General features: G+C 59.1%; 15 protein-coding genes and 2 pseudogenes. 7 read left to right on the plus strand and 10 right to left on the minus strand.

Features of this window, described 5'->3' with window-relative positions:
* Positions 1–262, plus strand: a pseudogene (locus ACR0AO_RS21495) (hypothetical protein); the annotation flags it as partial.
* A 231-nt stretch (positions 263–493) separates the two neighbouring features.
* Here the strand turns inward: ACR0AO_RS21495 and ACR0AO_RS21500 are convergent.
* Positions 494–5,314 carry an NAD-glutamate dehydrogenase gene (locus ACR0AO_RS21500; protein WP_480608354.1) on the minus strand — a complete coding sequence of 1,607 codons (4,821 nt, stop codon included), beginning with the start codon at positions 5,312–5,314 and terminating at the stop codon, positions 494–496.
* Positions 5,315–5,558: 244 nt separating this feature from the next.
* On the opposite strand from ACR0AO_RS21500, the pseudogene ACR0AO_RS21505 reads away from it, so the two are divergent.
* The 4 genes and pseudogenes from ACR0AO_RS21505 to ACR0AO_RS21520 form a co-directional block, all read left to right on the plus strand.
* Positions 5,559–5,711, plus strand: a pseudogene (locus tag ACR0AO_RS21505) (IS6 family transposase); the annotation flags it as partial.
* An 85-nt stretch (positions 5,712–5,796) separates the two neighbouring features.
* The gene (locus ACR0AO_RS21510) at positions 5,797–6,480 is read left to right on the plus strand and encodes an IS6 family transposase (RefSeq protein ID WP_480608357.1); all 684 of its coding nucleotides are present in this window, start codon (positions 5,797–5,799) and stop codon (positions 6,478–6,480) included.
* Positions 6,481–6,763: 283 nt separating this feature from the next.
* Positions 6,764–8,305, plus strand: coding sequence for an aldehyde dehydrogenase (gene adh / locus ACR0AO_RS21515; protein WP_480608360.1), 1,542 nt, complete (start codon positions 6,764–6,766; stop codon positions 8,303–8,305).
* Between the two features lie 73 nt (positions 8,306–8,378).
* On the plus strand, positions 8,379–8,720 hold the full coding sequence (locus tag ACR0AO_RS21520; protein ID WP_480608363.1) for a DUF779 domain-containing protein: 342 nt from the start codon (positions 8,379–8,381) through the stop codon (positions 8,718–8,720).
* Positions 8,721–8,833: 113 nt separating this feature from the next.
* Here ACR0AO_RS21520 and ACR0AO_RS21525 read toward each other — a convergent pair whose 3' ends face one another.
* The 9 genes from ACR0AO_RS21525 to ACR0AO_RS21565 all read right to left on the minus strand — a co-directional run bounded on the left by ACR0AO_RS21525 (position 8,834) and on the right by ACR0AO_RS21565 (position 19,260).
* Positions 8,834–11,044: a hybrid sensor histidine kinase/response regulator gene (locus ACR0AO_RS21525; RefSeq protein ID WP_480608366.1), complete on the minus strand. Its 2,211-nt coding sequence runs from the start codon at positions 11,042–11,044 to the stop codon at positions 8,834–8,836.
* Positions 11,045–11,047: 3 nt separating this feature from the next.
* Positions 11,048–12,205 carry an FIST N-terminal domain-containing protein gene (locus ACR0AO_RS21530; protein WP_480608369.1) on the minus strand — a complete coding sequence of 386 codons (1,158 nt, stop codon included), beginning with the start codon at positions 12,203–12,205 and terminating at the stop codon, positions 11,048–11,050.
* A 32-nt stretch (positions 12,206–12,237) separates the two neighbouring features.
* Positions 12,238–12,918 carry a LuxR C-terminal-related transcriptional regulator gene (locus ACR0AO_RS21535; protein ID WP_480608371.1) on the minus strand — a complete coding sequence of 227 codons (681 nt, stop codon included), beginning with the start codon at positions 12,916–12,918 and terminating at the stop codon, positions 12,238–12,240.
* A 150-nt stretch (positions 12,919–13,068) separates the two neighbouring features.
* Entirely contained in the window at positions 13,069–14,835 is a 1,767-nt protein-coding gene (locus tag ACR0AO_RS21540; protein WP_480608374.1) for a PQQ-dependent methanol/ethanol family dehydrogenase, read from the minus strand.
* Positions 14,836–14,956: 121 nt separating this feature from the next.
* Positions 14,957–15,748, minus strand: a complete 792-nt coding sequence (locus tag ACR0AO_RS21545) for an ABC transporter permease (RefSeq protein WP_480608377.1) — start codon at positions 15,746–15,748, stop codon at positions 14,957–14,959.
* Positions 15,749–15,821: 73 nt separating this feature from the next.
* A complete protein-coding gene (locus tag ACR0AO_RS21550) occupies positions 15,822–16,541 on the minus strand; it encodes an ABC transporter ATP-binding protein (RefSeq protein WP_480608379.1) in 720 nt (239 codons plus the stop codon).
* Entirely contained in the window at positions 16,538–16,990 is a 453-nt protein-coding gene (locus ACR0AO_RS21555) for a cupredoxin domain-containing protein (RefSeq protein ID WP_480608382.1), read from the minus strand. The genes ACR0AO_RS21550 and ACR0AO_RS21555 overlap by 4 nt, the downstream gene beginning before the upstream one ends.
* Positions 16,991–17,083: 93 nt before the next feature.
* Positions 17,084–18,040 carry a YVTN family beta-propeller repeat protein gene (locus ACR0AO_RS21560; protein ID WP_480608385.1) on the minus strand — a complete coding sequence of 319 codons (957 nt, stop codon included), beginning with the start codon at positions 18,038–18,040 and terminating at the stop codon, positions 17,084–17,086.
* A 56-nt stretch (positions 18,041–18,096) separates the two neighbouring features.
* A complete protein-coding gene (locus ACR0AO_RS21565) occupies positions 18,097–19,260 on the minus strand; it encodes an ABC transporter substrate-binding protein (protein WP_480608388.1) in 1,164 nt (387 codons plus the stop codon).
* Positions 19,261–19,433: 173 nt separating this feature from the next.
* Here ACR0AO_RS21565 and pedF point away from each other — a divergent pair, with 173 nt between their 5' ends.
* On the plus strand, positions 19,434–20,111 hold the full coding sequence (gene pedF, locus ACR0AO_RS21570) for a cytochrome c-550 PedF (protein WP_480608390.1): 678 nt from the start codon (positions 19,434–19,436) through the stop codon (positions 20,109–20,111).
* A gap of 20 nt (positions 20,112–20,131) precedes the next feature.
* On the plus strand, positions 20,132–21,034 hold the full coding sequence (locus ACR0AO_RS21575) for a substrate-binding periplasmic protein (protein WP_480608393.1): 903 nt from the start codon (positions 20,132–20,134) through the stop codon (positions 21,032–21,034).
* Positions 21,035–21,039 lie beyond the last annotated feature (5 nt).

Raw genomic sequence — 21,039 nt, forward strand, 5'->3', positions numbered from 1 at the left:
GCATTTGACGCCTGGAATGCCGCTACTCGAGCCGCTTGAAATCCGAGCATCAGCATTCCTTGGTGGGCCGGAAGTTAATGTGACAACACCTGTTCTTGTTCTTTCGACCGCCAACTCCATAGCCGACTATACTGATCTCCAAAGCAACTATTTGGTTGTGAACTCGTATGGAGATGCAGTCATATCAGACGGGTCGGGGAATTCCGTTACTTTGCGTGGCATTGATGTTTCAACCCTTTTAGACAGCGATTTTCTTTTTTGATGCAGAAGTTGCACTTCATTTAAGAATCCACCCCAACGTTCGCTGAACCATTGGAGGATGTGTCGCGAAGGCTCAAAATACGGGACCGAGGATTTCCTTGAGACCAAATATCTCTGCATGGGCGAGATTTCCTGACCCCCCGGCATTGGGGTCTGACCCCAATCGCCACCACAAGGCCCGGGTTTCGCATAGGCCCGGTCCTTTTTTGTTTCGCTACGAACAGTCCCGACTTTAGGTCGCCAGCAACGCGAAATGCGAAGACGCAACCGCCAGCTTGGAAACGCTCAGCGCACCGGCTGACCTCAGTTCGGCAATCAGCCGGTCCGTGCGTTGCGCCAGATCGCCGTTCTGGTCCACCCAATGGGCAACGCAATCCTGACCGGACTCTGCCCCGGACAGCACCAGCGCGGCGGCGGCGATGTTGGATTGATGCACCCGGATATCCGACATCAGACGGGCAAGCGCGACCCGTTCCCAATGGTCGTCAACAGCAACGCTTCTGGCGCGTGACCGCAACCAGTCGAGGCTGAACCGGGCCCCGGTTGCAAAATAGCTTGCCGCCACATCCCGCACCTCGAGTTGCAACCGTTCCGAGACATCAAAGATATCCATCGCACCGCCCAGCAATTCGAGCGTGGCAACCTTCGAGGCCAGATCGTCCGGCGCACCCTTTTTAAGCAATTCATCCGTCCGCTGCTTGAGCCGTTCCAGTGAAAACGCGCTGACCGTCGCTTCGGCCACTGACGCGATTGCGGCGATCCCCGGCTGATAGACCGAGATCGCATCGCCAATCGAACGGACATTATTCTTGATCAGCCGCTGGCACTGAGCGGCGAGCATCTCTGACAGCGCGCGGTGAATTTCGATCTGCACATCTGCCGCAAGTTTGTTGTCCAGCGCGTTGACCTCGGCTGCGGTTTCGGCAAGGTCAAAAATCTCGCGGTCAATGATAAAGGCTTTGACGATCTCACCCACGGTCGCGCCGGTATCTTCGCGCAGGCGCGCGCAGAATGTCGGGCCGATTTCGTTGACCAGCATGTTGACGACCACGGTGGCAATGATCTCGCGCCGCAGGCGGTGGTTGCGCAGAACCTCAAGATGCGCGGTACGCAAGGGGGTCGGCATATATTCGATCAGGAACCGTTCCATATACGGGTCGTCAAGAACATCCGACTTCACCAGATCCGAGAAGATGTCGTTCTTGGCATAGGCCACAAGCACGGCGATCTCTGGCCGGGTCAGGCCACGACCGGCGGCGCGGCGCTCGGCGATCTCTTCGTCATCGGGCAGATACTCGACCGCGCGGTCGAGTTTGCCTTCGGCCTCCAGCCCTTCCATGAACCGGACATGGTTGTCGAGCAGCGCGGGGGCGGCGGCCTCGTCCAGCGAGATTGCGAGGGTCTGATGGTAATTGGTCTTAAGCACCAGTTCGCTGACCTCGTCGGTCATCTTGGCCAGCAGCGTATTGCGCTGTTTTTCCGTCATGTCGCCCGCATCGACGACTGCGCCCAAGGCAATCTTGATGTTGACCTCGTGGTCCGAACAATCGACCCCTGCCGAGTTGTCGACAGCATCGTTGTTGATCTTGACACCGCCCTGAGCCAGTTGAATACGGCCCATTTGGCTGACGCCCAGATTGGCGCCCTCGCCGATCACCCGCACCCGTACTTCGTTGGCGTTGACCCGGATCTGGTCGTTGGCCCGATCGCCGGTATCGGCGTGGGATTCAGCGGCACTTTTGATATAGGTGCCGATCCCGCCGAACCACATCAGGTCGGCCTGTGATTTCAGCAAGGCCCGGATCAGTTCAAATGGGGTGACGGTTTTGACGTCCAGCCCGGTCAGCTTTCTGATCTCGGGTGTCAGCTTGATCGACTTGGACGACCGCGAGAACACGCCGCCGCCTTTTGAAATCAGCTTGGGATCATAGGATTCCCAGCTAGAGCGCGGCAGTTCGAACAACCGCTTGCGTTCGGCGAAGCTGGTGGCCGGGTCGGGGCTCGGGTCAATAAAAACGTCGCGGTGATCGAAAGCGGCAACCAGCTTGATCTGGTCCGACAACAGCATTCCGTTTCCGAACACATCCCCCGACATGTCACCGCAGCCTATGACCGTAAAGGGCTGCGTCTGGGTGTCGTGGTCGAGCTCGCGGAAGTGGCGCTTCACGGCCTCCCATCCGCCCTTGGCCGTGATCCCCATTCCTTTGTGGTCATAGCCGTTTGAGCCACCCGAGGCGAAGGCGTCGCCTAGCCAGAACCCGTATTCCGTGGCCAAAGCATTGGCAAAGTCTGAAAATGTCGCCGTTCCCTTGTCGGCGGCAACAACCAGATAGGGGTCGTCAGGGTCGCGGCGCACGACCGCATTGGGCGGGACGATATCGGAGCCGGAGATATTGTCGGTGATGTCCAGCATGCCGGACAGGAAAATCCGATAACAGCGCACCGCCTCGGCCATCACCTCTTCACGGGTGCCACCGGCAGGAAGGGTCTTGGGCAGGAACCCGCCCTTCGAGCCGACCGGAACGATAACCGCATTCTTGACCTGTTGCGCCTTCACCAGCCCGAGCACCTCGGTTCGGTAATCTTCTTTGCGGTCGGACCAGCGCAAACCGCCGCGCGCAACGGGTCCATAGCGCAAATGCACCCCTTCAACCGAGGTCGAATAGACAAAAATCTCGCGCCACGGGCGCGGCAGCGGCAGCTCGTCCAGCTTTGAACAATCGAACTTGAATGACATGTAGGATTTGTCGCGGCCATCCGCGCCGGGTTGGAAATAGTTGGTGCGCAGCGTCGCCTGAATGGCGTTGCGGAACCGGCGCAGGATCTGGTCAAAGTCGAGGCTCGCGACCTTCTCCAGCATGGCTTCGATATCCGCCGCGAATTTACCTGCCCCCTTCTGACGCGCGGCGGCATCCCCTGAGATGGCCGGATCGAACAAGGCCTGAAACAGGGCCACCAGCTTACCCGAGATGCCGGGATTGGCGATCAGGGCATCCTGCATATAGGGCAGCGAATACGGAATACGCGCCTGACGGAGATACCCGCCATACGCCCGCAACAGCGCCGTTTCACGAATGGACAGGCCGGCAACCAGCACCAGCCGGTTCAGCGGGTCGTCATCGGCCTCCTTTGCCCATAGCGTGGAAAAGGCCTCCTCCAGATTGCTGCGGACGGCGGATACGTCGATATTCTGCCCGTCCGACGACTGCATGTGAAAGTCGTGAATCCAGATTGTATCATCGCCGCGGTCGATCAGAAATGGATGTTCCGCCAGAATGCGGAAACCCAGGTTTTCAAGGATCGGAAGACAATCGGACAGCGGCACAGACGGCCCGCGCTTGTACAGTTTGAAACGCACGCTGTGCTCAGGGTCTTCAAGCCTGCGGTAGAACTTCAGCACAAGGTCGGTTTCACCGGCCAACTGCTCCATCTTGTCAATGTCGGACACAGCCGAAACGGCCTGAAACTCGTCCCGATAGGACACGGCAAATCCATCGCTATAAAGCGCATGCAACCTGTTGCCTTCGGATTCGCCCTTGCGTTCAACCAGCGCGTCATGAAGGTGATCACCCCAGCTGCGCACCGCGTCGATGATCCGCGCCTCTAGCGCGGCGGCCTCTTCCTTCGAGGCAACCTTGCCGCTGAGCGCAATGACGAAATGCACCCGCGCCAGAACTTCGTCAAAGGCGGGGGACCATGTTGCAACGCGGCCTTCGAACTCTTCCGCAAGAATGTCGCCGATCTTGGTCCGCAACTCGGTATTATAGCGCTCACGCGGGACGTAAACGAGGCAGGACACGAACCGCCCGAACCGATCCGGGCGCAGCAACAACCGCGACCTTGGCCGGATTGTCAGATGCAGCGCGTTGATGGCGTTTTCGAACATCTGATCGTCAGAGCTCTGGAACAGCTCATCCCGCGGATAGGTCCCCAATACATGCGTCAGTGCCTTGCCGTCATGGCTGTCCGGGGTAAACCCGGAGCGTTCGATGATACGCTCGACCTTTTGCCGCAACAGGGGGATCGACTTGGGGCTCCGGTTATAGGCAGCGGCGGTGAAATGCCCGATGAACACATGTTCACCGGTCTGCTTTCCTTTTGCGTCAAACTGCTTGACCCCGATCAGGTCAAAATGCGTTGCGCGGTGAACCGTCGAGCGGCGGTTTGCCTTGATGATCATCAGCGGAGAAATATCGCTGGCAAAAGCGTCCATCTCGGGCGAGCGATCGGTGAAATTGCCCTCCAGGTCACGCAGGACGGTGAAGTCCGGATCACGCATCAGGCCAAGCGCGGTCTTGCCCACCTGCCGCATCGTACCGGTTTTGCCATGTGCTGCGTATTCGCGGTATCCCAGAAAGGTGAAGTGGTTTTGCGCCAGCCAGTCCAGGAATTCGACAACCTCAGCCGTGACCGTTTTCGATTTCTTGGGGGCATTGCTCTTGAGCATTTCCGTCACGGTGCCCAGACGCTCCATAATGGGTTGCCAATCCTCAACCGAGACGCGCACATCCTTCATGATCTGGGCGACCTCTGCCTCAAGCCGATCAATCTGCGCCTGATCCCCGATCTGATCTATTTGAACCTGAATCATCGACTCGACCAGACATTCGGCATCGGATGCGTCGGGCGCGCCGACCCGCTTGCCGTCGGGGGTCCGTTTGAGCCGCAACAGCGGGTGTATCAGAGAGTGGATCGACAAGCCCTGCCCGGCCAGAAAAGACGTGACCGAGTCGACAAGGAACGGCATATCGTCATTGACAATTTCCAGAACGGTGTGGGCGCATTCCCACCCGTGTTCCGCCATGCGTGGGTTGTACATCCGCACTCGCGCCGCGCCCGATGGTTTACGCGCCGCGAATTTCCACAACGCCAGAGACGCGCCATAAACCTCTTCTGCTGTCCGGCCCTGAAGGTCTTCGAACGAGGATCGGCCAAACAACAAGTCCAGCGCGGTCAGGAAATCGTCACAGTCCGTTTTGTCCAACCGCGCCGAAGCGATGGCGCGGACTTCGTCCAGCAATTGATCGAAAGCGGGGTTTTCAATTTTTGTCATTGCACTCTCCCAGCGGCGGTTGGTCGCCCTTCAATTTCCTTTGGCGGCCGATTCAAAAACAGAATCGCCAGCCTGATGTCGACACACGCTCTGACACTGACGGTAACTGCGAAATCCGGTTTCGAACAATGCGTAAAGCTACAATCCAGTTTCCTGAGGCGTCCTATCATCTTTGTTTCAATGGTGTTGTCACGTAAACCGTCGATCGGTTGCTCATGTTGGGATTTGGACGTAGGTGACATCGATGAATTCATCGTCAATCTGCTACAAGCGTCATCGATTTCCTCCTCAGATCATCGCCCACGCTGTGTGGCTCTACGTTCGCTTCAATTTGAGCCTTCGCGAAGTTGAAGAGATGCTGCTTGCGCGCGGGATCGACGTTTCCTACGAGACGGTTGTGTCGCAAATTTTGAACTGAGATTGACGAGCACTCAGGTTTCGCAGTCTGTTCCCGTCGAATAGTTTTCGAACAGGTTTTAAGTATGATCTCTCTGAAAGGCTGCCACTTTCCCAAGGATGCAGTTCTTTACGCTGTGTATTTCTATTTGCGTTACACGGTGTCGTATCGTGATTTGGAAGAGATCATGGCCGAACGCGGCGTGCAGGTGGACCACGACACTCTCAACAGGTGGGTCGTTAAGTATTCGTCGATGATCGCCGCGAGCGCGCAATCGAAGAAGCGACCAACGCTGAGTTCCTGGCGCATGGACGAAACCTATCTCCGTGTGCGCGGGAAGTGGATGTATCTTTATCGAGCAGTCGACAAAGCTGGAAACACCCTTGATTTCATGCTGTCTGAGCGACGAAATCGTCCAGCAGCAACCAGGTTCTTTGCCAAAGCACTGTCGTCAAACGGGATCCCAATCAAAATCGTCATCGACAAAAGTGGCGCAAATGCAGCTGGCATTCGAGAAGTGAACAGGATTCTGAAGCGGTTCGGTTGCCCAGCCAAAGTACAGACGATTAGATCCAAATTTTTGAACAACATGATCGAACAGGATCATCGGTTCATAAAGCGGCGTGTTCGGCACATGTGTGGGTTTAAGTCGTTCGAATCCGCTTCCGCCACTTTGGACGGCATCGAGGTCGCCAACATGATCCGGAAGCGGCAATTCTCTAGCGATACGACTTCCGGCTTTCGGATGTTTGCTGAGATCGCAGGATAACTGCGTCTAGCATATCGCTGGCTTTAGTCGTTCCAAAAGTTTGCGACACTACCCGTTCTGCTGTTGTGTCGAAAAGCTATTTGACCGTCCAATTTTTTGCACCGGAATCAGTTACCAGGTTTGTGTCGAGTGAGACCTAAGTCGCTCAGACCAAGGTACAATATCGAAACATTGTTCTGCTTCCTATGTTTGGCCCAGCACCGGTCCGGTGCCTGAACCAGTAAGGATTGAGGCCGTGGGATCCGCTGCATTTCTTGGAACTCTTTAAAAGGGGAGGAATGGCATGAACATTCAAAACGTACAGGTCAGCACCGCGTTGGACACTTCGCATCTTGGCGTCGAATTCCCGTTCAGAGCGCGCTATGGAAACTTCATCAACGGTGAATTCGTTGATCCCAGGTCGGGCCAGTATTTCGAAAACACTACACCGATCACCAACGAAGTGATTTGCGAAATCGCCCGATCGAACGCTGATGACATCGAGACCGCGCTGGACGCCGCCCACGCCGCTTTCCCGGCCTGGGGCAAGACCTCGACCACCGAGCGCGCCAACATGCTGCTCAAGATTGCCGACATCATGGAGGCTAACACCCAGACCCTGGCAACCGCTGAAACTCTGGACAACGGCAAGCCGATCCGCGAGTCTATCGCCGCTGACCTGGCGCTGTGTGTCGATCACTGGCGTTACTTTGCCGGCTGCATCCGCGCTGAAGAAGGCCATGTCTCGGAAATCGACGGCGACACTTATGCCTATCACATCCCCGAACCTCTGGGCGTTGTCGGTCAGATCATCCCGTGGAACTTCCCGCTGCTGATGGCGGTCTGGAAACTGGCGCCAGCGCTCGCCGCCGGCAACTGCGTTGTTCTAAAGCCTGCCGAACAGACCCCGGCCTCGATCATGGTTCTGGCTGAACTGATCGCCGATGTCCTTCCCGCCGGTGTTCTCAACATCGTCAACGGCTATGGCCTCGAAGCCGGTAAGCCGCTGGCCTCTTCCAACCGCATCGCCAAGATCGCTTTCACCGGTGAAACCACCACCGGGCGCCTGATCATGCAATATGCGTCGCAGAACCTGATTCCGGTCACCCTGGAACTGGGCGGCAAATCCCCGAACATTTTCTTTGAAGACGTGATGGAAGCGGATGATGAATTCTTCGACAAATGTCTCGAAGGTTTCACCATGTTTGCCCTGAACCAGGGCGAAGTCTGCACTTGCCCCTCGCGCGCGTTGATCCAGGAATCGATCTACGATGATTTCATTGCCCGCGCTCTGGAGCGCGTAAAGGCGGTCAAGCAGGGCAACCCGCTGAGCATGGGCACGATGATCGGTGCGCAGGCCTCAATCGAGCAGAAGGAAAAGATCGCTTCCTACCTGCAACTGGGCAAGGATGAAGGCGCCGAATTGCTGACCGGTGGCAACGTCTCGACCCTGCCTGGCGTCGAAGGTGGCAACTATATTGAACCCACCGTGTTCAAGGGTCACAACAAGATGCGGATCTTCCAGGAAGAGATCTTCGGTCCGGTTCTGTCGGTTACCACCTTCAAAGATGACGCCGAAGCGCTGGAAATCGCCAATGACACGCTCTACGGCCTCGGGGCCGGCGTTTGGACCCGCAATGGCAGCCGCGCGTTCCGTTTTGGCCGTGAAATCCAGGCCGGTCGTGTCTGGACCAACTGCTACCACGCCTATCCGGCCCACGCGGCCTTTGGCGGCTACAAGCAGTCAGGCATCGGTCGTGAGACCCACAAGATGATGCTGGATCACTACCGCCAGTCCAAGAACCTGCTGGTCAGCTACAGCCCCAACGCGCTTGGCTTCTTCTAAACAGGTCACGTACAGGCCGTCCTCGCTGTGATGCGGGGGCGGCTTTTCCTATTTGTTCCCGAAAGGCCATGTGATGACCGAAACCATGACTGTCACCGCGACCGACGCAGCGTTGGAGCTTATCTCGGATCTCAAAAGCCGGTTCGGAGAAAATCTGCTGTTCCACCAGTCGGGCGGATGCTGTGACGGCTCGGCCCCGATGTGTTTTCAGCAGGGCGACTACATTGTCGGGGACAAGGATGTTCTGGTCGGCGAGATCGGTGATGTTCCTTTCTACATGAACGCCGATCAATACGAACGCTGGAAACACACCGATCTGGTCATCGATGCGATTGATGGGATCGGCGGCATGTTCTCGCTCGAGAATGGATCAGGGCGGCGGTTCCTGACGCGGTCGGATGTGTGTATTCGCTAGGCGTACCGCGTGCGGTAAACGCGTGTCGGTACATTGGGGCGCAAACACCGAGCAAGAATAGTCAAATGCTCCAACCCAAAGGTCAGATTCGCCTTACAGACACCCAAGCAGACCTATACTGCGGTCCCCGCCAACACATCTTCCAGAAATCCACGAAGCTCGTCCGGATCAATCGGCTTGTAGAACAGCGCCGCGTTGAGCGACTCGCAGGCCCCGTGCAGATCGGGCGAACGGTTGGCGGTCACCAGGCAGGCCGGCACCGGCCCATGTAGGGCGCGGATCGAGTGGATCGCATCGATGCCAAGCGCCCCGTCATCCAGCTGATAATCGGCGATGATCACGTTCGGCGCGGTGTCGATTTCGCGCAGCAGATCCAGCGCCTCGTCCAGGTTGGCGCAGGGCAGCACATCAAGCCCCCAATTGTCGAGCGTAATGGTCATGGCCGAGCGCAGTTCAGCGTCGTTCTCGATCAGCACGGCGATCTGGTGTTCCAGGGACTTGCCGCTTGAGGCGGGGATTTTGGCGGGCTTGTTGCCCGCGGCTGCCAAGCAGAGCGGCAGTTCGATGGCAAAGCATGTGCCGCGCCCGACTCGTGAGGAAAGGTGCAGCGGGTGTTGCAGGAGGCGGCAGGCGCGTTCGACAATGGCGAGACCAAGGCCCATGCCCTCGGTCGGGTTGGCGGTGGCGTTCAGGCGGTGGAACTCGTCAAACACCTTTTCCTGCTGATCCTCGGGGATGCCCGGGCCGGTGTCCCAGACCTCGACCCGGACCGAGCCCGAACCGTGCCGCACACCGACCAGCACCTTGCCGTGGTCCGTATAGCGAATGGCGTTCGACGCCAGATTCTGGAGGATGCGGCGGAGATAGGACGAGTCGCTTTCGACCCACGCATCACAGTTGACCAACCGAAATTCCAACCCTTTTTCTCGGGCCAGCGGCTCAAGCTCATCACTCAACTGGGTCAGCATGTCCCGGAGATTTATCGACGAGACGTCAACCGAGGCGAGACCCGAGTCCAGTTTGGAAATGTCCAGCAGGGCGGCGAGGATCTGCTCGACGCTGACCAGCGCATTGCTGACTTTGGATACGCGTTCGCGAAGTTCGGAGCGCTGCAGATCGCAGTCGAGAGAGGCCACATACAGCTTGGCGGCCGAAAGCGGTTGCAACAGGTCGTGGCTGGCCGCGGCGACAAAGCGCGATTTCGAAGCGTTCGCCCTCTCGGCTTCGGACAATGCGTCCTCGAGGTCCAGCGTGCGCGCGGCCACGCGCTGTTCAAGGGTTTCGTTCGCTTGCCGGATTGCACGCACGGCCGCCCGTTCTGCGGTGATGTCGGTAAAGCTGATCACGAATCCCCGGTCGGGCATCTGCTGGGCAAAAACGGCGAGGACACGATCGGCGCCTATGGCGATTTCGAAAGACAGCGGAGCGCGCGTGGTCTTGCTCGCCACCCAGGCTTCGACATCGGTGTTGTCAATCGGGCCAAGGAATTCCAGATCGTCGCGAACCTCGCGGTAGAAGGATGCGAAGTAGGTTCCCAACTGCACCCGGTTTGCCGGTATAGCTAAAAGCTCACCGGCGCGGTGGTTCCATCCAATAAGCTGGCTTTGGTAGTCAAAGATAAAAACGCCCTGATTCAGATGCTCGAGCGTGGCTTTGATCAGCTTTGCCTGATCATCCAACAGGCGTTCGCGCTCCTGCAACTCGAGCCGCATCATTTCGGTGATGTCGGTTTGGATGATCACGGTGCCGCCATCCGGGGTGCGATGTTCGCTTACTTGCAGCCAGCGGTTGTCGGCTATGCGAACACTAAAGGCGGCGTGACTTTTTTTGTGCTGGGCCAGACGGTAGGTCTCCCAGCCCTGCGGTGTTTCGCCCTCGGGCAGCGACAGATAGGGGCTGTGGGCAATCAAGTGGACATAGTTTTCGAAATTCAGCCCCGGTTTGAGCAGGTGGTAGATATCCCGCATCTGCTTGCTGAACCGGCTGTTGCACATGACAAGCGCATCGCTTGGATCGAATAGGGCGAACCCTTCTTTCAACGTCTCGATCGCATTGGCGAGGTTTGCACGGGCCGCTTCGGTTTCGGCGTTGGCATCGGCCAGTTTTGCGTTCGAGACGTTCAAAAGATCCAGCGCGTGCTCGAGTTCCTTTGTGCGCGAGCGCACTTCCTCTTCAAGCATTACCGCCCGCTGAAACTGGGCGTAGGCGGCACCTGAGGCTTCGGAACTCTGTTCGACCCGCCGCATCAGCGTCTCAGTGATTTTCAGCAGTTTCTCATTCTGACGCTCGAGCGTGTCGCGGGGATCGATCAGTTCGCTGGTCATGTCTCAGCCATCCTCGGGTGGATAAATCGCGACGCCGGTGAGCGTCTGATTCACATGCATCGAGTTGATCTGTTCGCCGTAAGTAGAAAAGCCGACAACCCGGTTTTCCCCGAGCACACGTGAGATGTCGGTTGTCATCTGTTTCTGCTGGGCTTCGAGGCGGCGCAGGATGCAATCGCAGGCCAGCACGATTTCCGGCTGTTTCTGGTCCGACAGGGCCGCCATTTCACGGGTCAGATGCGTGACCATGTTCTCAGCATCGGCCATCGTGAGGACGACACCCTCGTCAATGGCCGAGAAAAACACCAGATCGCCATTTTCGGCCACCTGCTGGATCGCGCGCACGTGGTGCTGATCACCAATCTGCACCACCACCGGATGCGCCGCAAAGGTAAAGGTTGTCAGCTGCTCGGGATCCTTGTCGAGCAGACGTGCGTATTCCCGTGCCGCCGGTTCGGCATTGATCTCGTGGACGATGCGCCGGGCCGGATCTGCCCCGGTCACCACCATGCGTTTCTGGGCCGGGATCAGGTGGTCGGTCTTGAAGACGCGGATCGGACAGCGGCTGCGCATCTGAATGAGGATGGCGGCGTTGGAATGCGCGCGCCCACCATGCAGCACATAGGTTTTGCCGAAATCGGTGCCATCACCGGCCGAGCCGCCAAAGAAGGGCACCGGTCCGAGCCCGACGGACAGCTGGGACGTGAGCATATCTTCCTTGGTGGACAGCCCGTCGATCAACAGGAAGGTGAAATCCGAGGTCCAGTCCGGCGTTTCGCCCGCCATATGGTTTCGGTTGCGGATCATGCGCTCGATCAGGTTCTGGGCGTCGAACTGGTCAAGATCGTCGATCAGGATGGTCCGGGTGTGAAAGTGGGTTTGCGGAAACCCGACGGCGATGATCTTGCCTTCGGTATAGCCCGTTTCGCCTATCTCTCCGGCCGTGGTGCAGCCAACCACCTGTGCCGGCGCAAAAACCCGCTGGGCTTCGTCGATCAGGCGGGACACATCAGTTTGCGGAGACAGAAATAGTACAACCAGGGACAGATCTCCAGGCCTGAGCGCCCTGGCCAGTTGCGCAACCGCATCCGAGGCTAGGCAATCGACTTGTCCTGACCGCACGATCTGTGTCGCCTCGGACAGACCACGAAGATGGCCCATCTCATTTCCTCCCCTAAAAACCGTGGGCCAGATTAGCCCTGTGGTGTTTGATCGTGCAATACATTTGCAAAGCTGGTCTGCTTTGCGATCAGCACCGCCTGCGTGCGGCTCTGAACACCCAGTTTCCGCATGATCGCGGTGACATGCGCCTTGACCGTGGTTTCGGCGATCGACAGATCATAGGCGATCTGCTTGTTCAGCTTGCCTTCGCAGATCAGCTGCAGAATGCGGGCCTGCTGGTTGGTCAACGAAGCCAACCGCTTCATTGCGTCATCCTTGTCGGCGGTGTCCGTTTCTTCGAGCAGAACGCAGTCGGGCGGGATGAAGGTTTCGCCGCGCTTGAGCGTTTCCAGCGCCTGGTAGAACACGTCCCGCTGGCTGTGCTTTGGAATGAACCCGGCGGCGCCGGCGTGAATCGCCGCGCTGATGATGCGGTTGTCGGCCATGGACGATGCCACCAGGATCGGGCTTTTGGTGGCGTTGCGCAGCCGCAGCAAACCATCCAGCCCGTTTACGTCCGGCAGGTTCAGGTCCAGCACCACCAGATCCGGTTCCGGGCCGCACGCGATCATGTCGAGCGCATCCTGAAGAGTCGGGGCGGTGTGCATGCTGGTGATCGACGACACCACCTGCAATGTCATCGACAGGGCATCGCAGAACAAGGGGTGGTCGTCCACGATAAGGGCTGAGTTGAAAGTGACGGTATGTGCCATGTCAGAGTGCGCGCGCATGTGTATCCAGATCAGCTAGCGTTGCCTGCCATCATACCAAAGTAGCAGGTTTGCAGGATATACGCCTAAAGTCGTAGAACGACAAACGCGCGCCTCGAGGGCGCGCGTTCCTGTTTTTATCTCAGTGCCGGATCAGTTGGCTGCAGCCAGTTCCTTGGGCAACTTGAATGTCCAGACCATGCCGCCCTGGTTCAAGTAGTTGACCTTCTTGGCCACTTCACCGCCCCAGAGCGGAACCGCGCCGCCCCAGCCCGAGACGATCGAGACATATTGCTCGCCGTCCTGTTCCCAGGTCACCGGCTGGCCAACGATGCCCGAGCCGGTCTGGAACGACCACAGCTCTTCACCGGTTTCGTCGTCAAAGGCAATGAACTTGCCTTCCGGGGTGCCGGTGAAGACAAGGCCGCCGGCAGTGGTCATCACGCCGCCCCAAAGCGGTGCGTCGTTCTTGTATTCCCACTTGATCTCGCCGGTATCGGGGTCGATTGCCTTGAGGCTGCCGATATGATCCTCGTAATTGGGCTTGATGGTAAAGCCTGCGCCCAGATAGGCGGCACCCTTCTTGTAGGTGATCGGTTCGTTCCAGATATCCATGCCCCATTCGTTCGACGGGACATAGAAATTGCCGGTGCGCTGCGAGAACGCCATCGGCATCCAGTTCTTGCCGCCCAGGAACGAGGGCGAGGCAAAGATCACGTCACCCTTCTTGCCGTCTGCCGCGTCTGCCGGGTTACCGGGGCGGTTTTCCTCGACAAAGATCGGGCGCCCGGTCTCGTCGATGCCGCTGGCCCACGAGATGTCCTTGACGAACGGCGTGGCGCTGACAAATGCGCCGTCCTCGCGGTTCAACACGTAGAAATAGCCGTTGCGGTCGGCGGTGGCAAAGCGCTTGTTGCCCTCGCGATCGGTATAAGCGACCACTTCGTTGACGCCGTCATAATCCCAGCCTTCGCGCGGGGTGGTCTGGAAATGCCACTTGATCTCACCAGTTTTCGGGTCGATGCCAATGCGGCTGGCGGCATAGAGGTTGTCGCCCTTGTTGCCCTCGATCGGGGTGCCCGCGTTGCGCAGATGGCTGTTCCAGGGCGCCGGGTTGCCGGCCCCGAAGACCAGCGTATCGGTGTCGGCGTCATAGGATCCGCCAAGCCAGGTTGCACCGCCGCCAGTTTTCCACATATCGCCCGGCCAGGTCGCGTTGAGCGTTCCGGTCATGGTGGATTCTTCACCGTTCAGCGTGCCCATGTGGCCCTCGATCACCGGGCGCTCCCAGACAAGCTCGCCGGTTTCGGCGTCGCGGGCCTGTACCGCGCCGATGATGCCGAATTCGCCACCCGAGTTGCCGGTGACAACCAGGCCGTCCACGATCAGCGGTGCGGCGGTGTAGGAATAGCCGGCCTTGTAGTCGGCGATTTTCTTGCGCCATTTCACGTCGCCGGTTTTCAGGTCCAGCGCCACGATGCGGGCATCCAGGGTGCCGAAATAGAAATTGTCGCCATAGATGGCGCCGCCGCGGTTGATCACGTCACAGCAGGGCAGGATGCCTTCGGGCAGGCGAGCGTCGTACTGCCAAATCTCCTCGCCGGTCATCACGTCGATGGCATAGACACGGCTGTAAGAGCCGGTGATATACATCACCCCGTCATAGATCAGCGGCTGGGTTTCCTGGCCGCGCTGTTTTTCGCCGCCCAGGCTGAAGGCCCAGGCTGGAACCATTTTGTGAACGTTATCCGTGTTCAGCGTGTCCAGCGGGCTGAAACGCTGCAGGTGGCGTCCCATGCCGTTGGTCACGATCTGCGACGTGACGGACTGGTCATTTTTGATATCTTCTTCGGTCACTCCGGCGTGGCTCGTGCCGGCCAACATGACCCCTGCAACAACTGCAGTGATAAAGCGTTTCATGTGGGCTCCTCCCATGATGTCTCTGTTTCAAAGCCAGACGCCTATTCGCGCGGATTTCCGGCTAGGGGCATTATTGGGAACTGGTTGACCCCGGGGTATTGCACAATGGTCGTAAGACAGGTCAGGTCTTACGCCGTGTCAGCCCCCGCGCGGGATCGTATCCCCAGACCGACAGGGCCAGGAACACGGCCGCGGCCAGGCCGGTCCACATCAGAGCGAAGCCATTGAAGCTGCCATAGAGCGCGAAACGGATGAGTTCGACCGCCTGGGTAAACGGGTTCACGGTGCAAATGTCGTGCAGAAGCTCCGAGCTTTCAGCCATTTTCCACAGCGGGTAGAGCGCGGTGGACAGGAAGAACATGGGGAAGATCACAAAATTCATGACCCCGGCGAAATTCTCGAGCTGTTTGATGGCCGAGGACAGGGCCAGCCCCAGCCCCCCGAGCATCATACCGGTTACCAGCAAGGCCGGCAGCAGGGCCAGATACCCCTGCGGTGAAAAGCGGATGCCGTAAATCGCGGTCACGCCGAGGAAGACGTAGACCTGAAGGATCGAAATCAATGTGCTGGCCAGAAGACGGCAGATCAGCAACCACCACCGGGGCAGGGGGCTGGTCAGCAACAACCGCATTGATCCCATTTCGCGATCGTAGACCAGCGACAGAGAGCTTTGCATACCATTGAACAGCAGGATCATGCCGCAGAGGCCGGGCACGATGTAAACCTCGTAGGTGGTGTAGGTCTGGTAGGGTGGCGTGATCGAAAGACCGAGCGCCGCGCGGAAACCCGCCGCGAACACGACCAGCCATAACAGCGGCCGCACCAGGGCCGCGACAAAGCGGCTGCGCTGGCGAACAAAGCGTAAGGATTCGCGGATGATGATGGCGCGCAGGGCAACAAGGGCAGGGATCATGGCACCCAACCGGCCTGGCCGGGCCAGGCCGGTGCCTCCGGCGGAGGTATTTTTAGCCAGATGAAGGCTCGGATCATGCATCGGCCCCGGTCCTGTTGAGGAAATGGTCGTTGAGCGGGGTTGCACCCCGGAGCGCGCCGCAGGTTCCGGTTTCGAGGACTTGTCCTTGATGCAGGATTACCAGCTGATCGCTGTCCCGGATTTCATCGGTCAGGTGGGTTGACCAGAGCACCGTCAACCCTTCGGCCGCCGACATGTCATGCACATGGTCGGTGATGACGCGGCGGGTGGCGGCGTCGAGGCCCACTGTGGGCTCGTCCAGCAGCAGCACCTTTGGTTGATGAATCAGACAGCGTGCGATTTCCAGCCGCCGCCGGTGACCGCCATTGAGGTTGCGCACGGTTTCCCGTGACCGGTTGCGCATGTCGAGCCGGTCCAATGCGGCATCGATGCGGGATTGGGCCAACCTGCCCGACAATCCGTGCAGCGCGGCAAAGTAGCTGAGGTTGAGGTGAACAGAGAGATCCAGATCAAGCGTGGGCTGCTGAAAGACAACGCCTATGTTTTTCAACGCCTTGCGGGGGTTTCCTGCTAGATCAAATCCGGCAATTTCGATGCGGCCCTGTGGCGCGGTGAACAGCCGTGTCAGAAGGCCAAACAGGGTGGATTTACCAGCCCCGTTCGGGCCCAGTAGGGCGCAGAAGGCGCCGGACGGGACGTGAAAGCTCACGTCGTCCAACGCCTGTTTCGGGCCATAGGCGTAGCTCAGGTTCTGGACCCTGAGACCGGTCACTGTATGGCGATCTCAAGCTTCTGGGTTTCGCCGGACGAGCCCGGAACCTTGAGGTGGTAGTTGCCAGGTTTCAGCGCGATGAAGCCAATTTCCATTTCCCCGGCCTCGTCGAACTCGATGCTGTCGAGCCCCAGCGGGCGGATCTCGAGCCCTTCGACTACGATCTCGTCGATCCAGATGGCGCGGAAGAATTCGGAGCCGACAAGCGCCAGTTCCTGGCTACCGTCACCCTGGATTTCAAACTCGTAATAGGTGCCGGATTTGAGTTCCCACGGGGCCTCTGTCAGGGGCATGCCGGCAGAGAGGATGATCGGCGGCAGGTCTTCCTTGTTGGTGGCCGAGAGCAGGCCGGCCATGCCGAACTGGGGTTCATCATCATCGTCATCCGCCATCGCGGTGGCGGGCAGGGCAAGGGCCAGAAGGGCGGCGGTCAGGGTTTTCGTCAGCATGGTCAAGCTCCTGTCGGTTCGGTTTTTTGGACAACCTCGCGCCGGATGTGCCCGCCACTGGCGGTCCGGCCGGAGGGTGGTGGTTGGGTGACGTCACGGCCGCATCGCCGCGCCCCAGGGAAAGCGGCCCACTTTGACGGATTTGAGCGCCTCGCGTTTGGCGACGTCGATCACGGTCACATCGCCCGAGACACCGTTGGTGGTGAAAAGCAGCGATTTGTCGGGCGAGAAATCCATGTGCCAGACCCGGCGGCCGACCAGGATGTAATCCTCGACCTCAAAGGTTTCGGCATTGACGACCGCCACGTGGTTCGAGGGGCCGAGCGCGACCAAGGCGGTCTTTTCGTCAGCGGTGAATTCGAAGCCGACGGGTTGCACCCGGTCGGGATGCACACCCTTGACGGCGAATTCGATCTTGGCCTTCTCGGCCTGGCTGGCGGTGTCGAAAACAGTGATGGTGCCGCCGATTTCGGAACTTACCCAAAGTTCGGACCCACCGGCGGTGAATTCGGCGTGGCGCGGTCGGCTGTCGACCAGCGTATTGGCGAACAACTCGCGGGTTTCGGTATCGATCCAATGTGCCATGTTGGTGGTTTCCGAGGTGGTGATGGCGATCTTGCCGTTGGGGCTCACGGCCATGCCTTCGGGCTCGATACCCACATTGATCTGCGCGATCACCTTGCGGCTTTCGGTGTCGACTACAGTGGTCACCGCGTCATCCTCGTTGGCGATGTAGAGGTGCCGGTCATTGGGGTGCAGCACGAATTGTTCGGGGTCTTCACCCGAGGGCAGGTCGTACAGGATCTGACCTGTATCCGGATCCATCACCTGCACGGTGTCGCTGTCCGAGGCACAGATATAGACGCGGCTGTAATCCTTGGAAAAGGTGATGCCCCGCGGGCGTTCACCGGTTGGAATCGTGCGGGTGACCTCCAGCGTATCCACATCGATCACGCTGATCGTGTCATCCTTTTCGTTGGTAACCCAGATTTCGGCGGCGTGAAGCGGCGCGGCGACGCTGAGGGCAGCGGTAAAGAGCAAATGTTTCATTGTGCGTTTCCGTTGGATGCCTCCGGCGGGAGTATTTGAGAAAAGATGAAAGCGGGTCATTGGAAGGCCTCGCAGGCGCTTTCGGGCGCATCGAGCCCAAGCGAGTCGAGCTCGTTGTGCTGGTGCAGATACCCTTCCAGCGGGGCCTGGGCGACAAGCGCAGTTTGGGTGACCAGCGGGATCGGCTGGCGCAGCTGACCGTTCCAGTTGCGGTAGCTGAGCGGGCGGCCCTTGAAGCCGGCCAGCTCGAATGCGTCCGACAGGATGAAATCGCGCAACTGGGCGGGTTCTGCGCTGTTGGTGCGGGTCACGGCCTCGCCGATCGAGCGAATGGCAGCCCAGGCAGCATAGTCCTGGGGCCGCATCGAACGGTTGGCCAGGTCCCGGAACCGCGATTGCAGCTGGGCCGCGCCCCATTGTTCGACCACCGGAGCCCAGGCCGCAGGCTTGAGACCTTCGGAGCCGGCGACCGGGCGGGGCAGCCAGGTGTTGAAGGCAATGTAGCGGCCAAAATCGTTGAGTTCGTCAGCGATCAGCAGCAGGTCATATTTGCCAAGGTCCTGCGTGAACAGCGGAATCTCCTGCGCCGCGTTGCGCCGCATATCCGCATCAAAGGCCCAGGTTTTTTCGGCGTTGATGCTCAACGCAAACTTGGCCGCGCTTTGGCGCAATGCATCGGCAAAGGCACCGTCCTGCGGGTGTTCGCCGGTGATCAGGGCCAGCGTGTCCCAGCGTTTGGTGCGGGCAAACTGCATCATGGCGTCGCTGCGCATCTGGTAGGATGGCAAAGTGTGCAGCAGGTTGGCACGGCAGTCCTGGCTGCGCAGGTCCATGTCGGCGCTGGAGGTGTTGAACAGCAGGGCGTCATCCGCGGCGGGCAGGTCGGCAATCTGCAGCAAGGTGTCCGCTGGGACATCGAGGATCAGGAACGGCGTTTGTTCCAGCGCCTGACCCGCAGCTGCGATCGGAACGCCGTCGACGGGGATCACCACGGTTTCCAGGCTGTAATCATGGCCGAGAAAGGCACCGGTGGTCATGTTGTCGCTCAGGCCCAGCCTGGCACCCATTTCCCCCAGATCGCCGGGGATGGGGTCAAGGTTGGACAGGGTCGGCGGGCGGACGGCTTCCTGCTTGAGAAAGACCATTGGAATGCGGGTTTCGGCAACGGCACTGCCCGCTGCCAGCATCAGACCCGCAATTATGAGCAAGTGGTTTCGCACGGTTCCTCACCAGAAGAATGTCGGTCACTCCAAGGCTAAGGCCTGATCGACAGGGGGGGCCATTGGACCAAGGTCGTATGGTGAAACGGCCGATCTCAAACTTAAGTCTCGTATCAAGCCGGTGTTCGCCTCCGCTAAAAACGAGGAGGGAAACACACGAACGGGAGGACTCGATGTTCAGACTGTCCATGGCCACACTTGGCCTGATTACCGCAAGTTCGATGGCGCAAGCGCATGGCGACGTGGCGCCGCAACCTATGGATACCGATGCTTTGCCGGATGTGGGTGAAGAGTGGCTGATCGAAAACCCTTATCGCGATCAGGGTGAAGAGGTCTGGAAGGCCGCAATCGAGATCGGCAGCAGTGGTTACAATCAGAACTGCGCGCGGTGCCACGGCCTGGGCGGCGTGTCTGGTGGGCTGGCGCCTGATCTGCGCTATCTCGAAGCCGAAGAATATGGCGACGAATGGTATGTCGAGCGGTTCCAGACCGGGTACACGCAGAATGGAATCACCAAGATGCCTGCCTTTGGTGAATTGCTGGGGCAGAAAGCGGCCTGGGCAATCCGCACCTATCTCGAGACCCGGCCCGATGATGGCGAATTGGACGGCGTCACGCCGCGGCTGATGCAGATCCGGGATGAACTAATCGCGATGGTGGATGGTGGCACGGGTGATGTCGAGGCCCTGCGCGACGAGTTGGAGACGGTGGCCCAAGGTGTGGCGACCGGTTCCGGTGCGCCCGTGGCCGACAGTGTTGCCTTTCGTGCGGCCAGCCTGATCTCGGGGGACCAGCCGGATTATGCCGGTGCGGCCGAAGTCCTGACCGTTGGTCTGTCCGCGGCTAACTAGAAACAAGCAGATTGGGGCACATGATACGTTTTCTTGCCGGAACCTTCTTCTCCCTGTCGGTTATCTGTGTCTCGGCACAGACCGCATTCGCCCGGTGTGAAGACCATGTGCCCCAAGCCAAGCCCCAGAATGTTTCGCGGGATCGGGTCGGGCAGGATCTCGACACGATCCAGGAACGCGGGTTCATTACCTTTGCCGCCTATGAGGATTTCCCGCCCTGGTCCTTTGATGAGGACGGAAAGATCACGGGCGTTGATATCGAGATCGGGCGCCTGATTGCGGAGGAGCTGGGCGTCGAGGCCCGGTTCAAACTGGTGGCACCGGGCGAGGATCTGCAGACCGATCTGCGAAACTGGATCTGGAAAGGACCGATCGTCGGCGGTAGCGTGGCCAATGTCATGCTGCACGTGCCCTACGACAGCGAATTTGCCTGCCGGGTCGAGCAGGTGGTTTTCACCGGGCAATACCATGTCGAAGAAATCGCCATTGCCTACCGAAAAGAGGCCTATCCCGAGGATCCCCCGGTTCCGGCCTATTTCCGGTTTGACACGGTTGCGGTCGAGAATGACTCGATTGCTGATTTCTATCTGTCGTCCTTTCCCGGCGGGCAGTTGTCGCAGAACGTGACCCGGTACACTTCGATGGCGGATGCCATGGCGGGGCTGAGCGCCGGGGAAACCATGGCGGCGATGGGGCCTCGGGCGCAGCTGGAGCATGGCGTCACCGAAGAACTGGCGGTGCACAGCCCGCCACTGCCGGGGTTCGCCGTGGGAAAATGGACCGCCGGGGTTGCGGTTCATTTCGCCTATCGGCCGCTGGCCTATGCGGTTGGAGATGCGATTTTCGTCGGCGTTGAAGATGGGCGCGTAGGCCGGATTTTCGCCGAATACGGGCTGACGTTCGCGCCACCAGACTTGCGCTGAAGCGG

The organism is Ruegeria sp. AF8 (assembly GCF_056541825.1).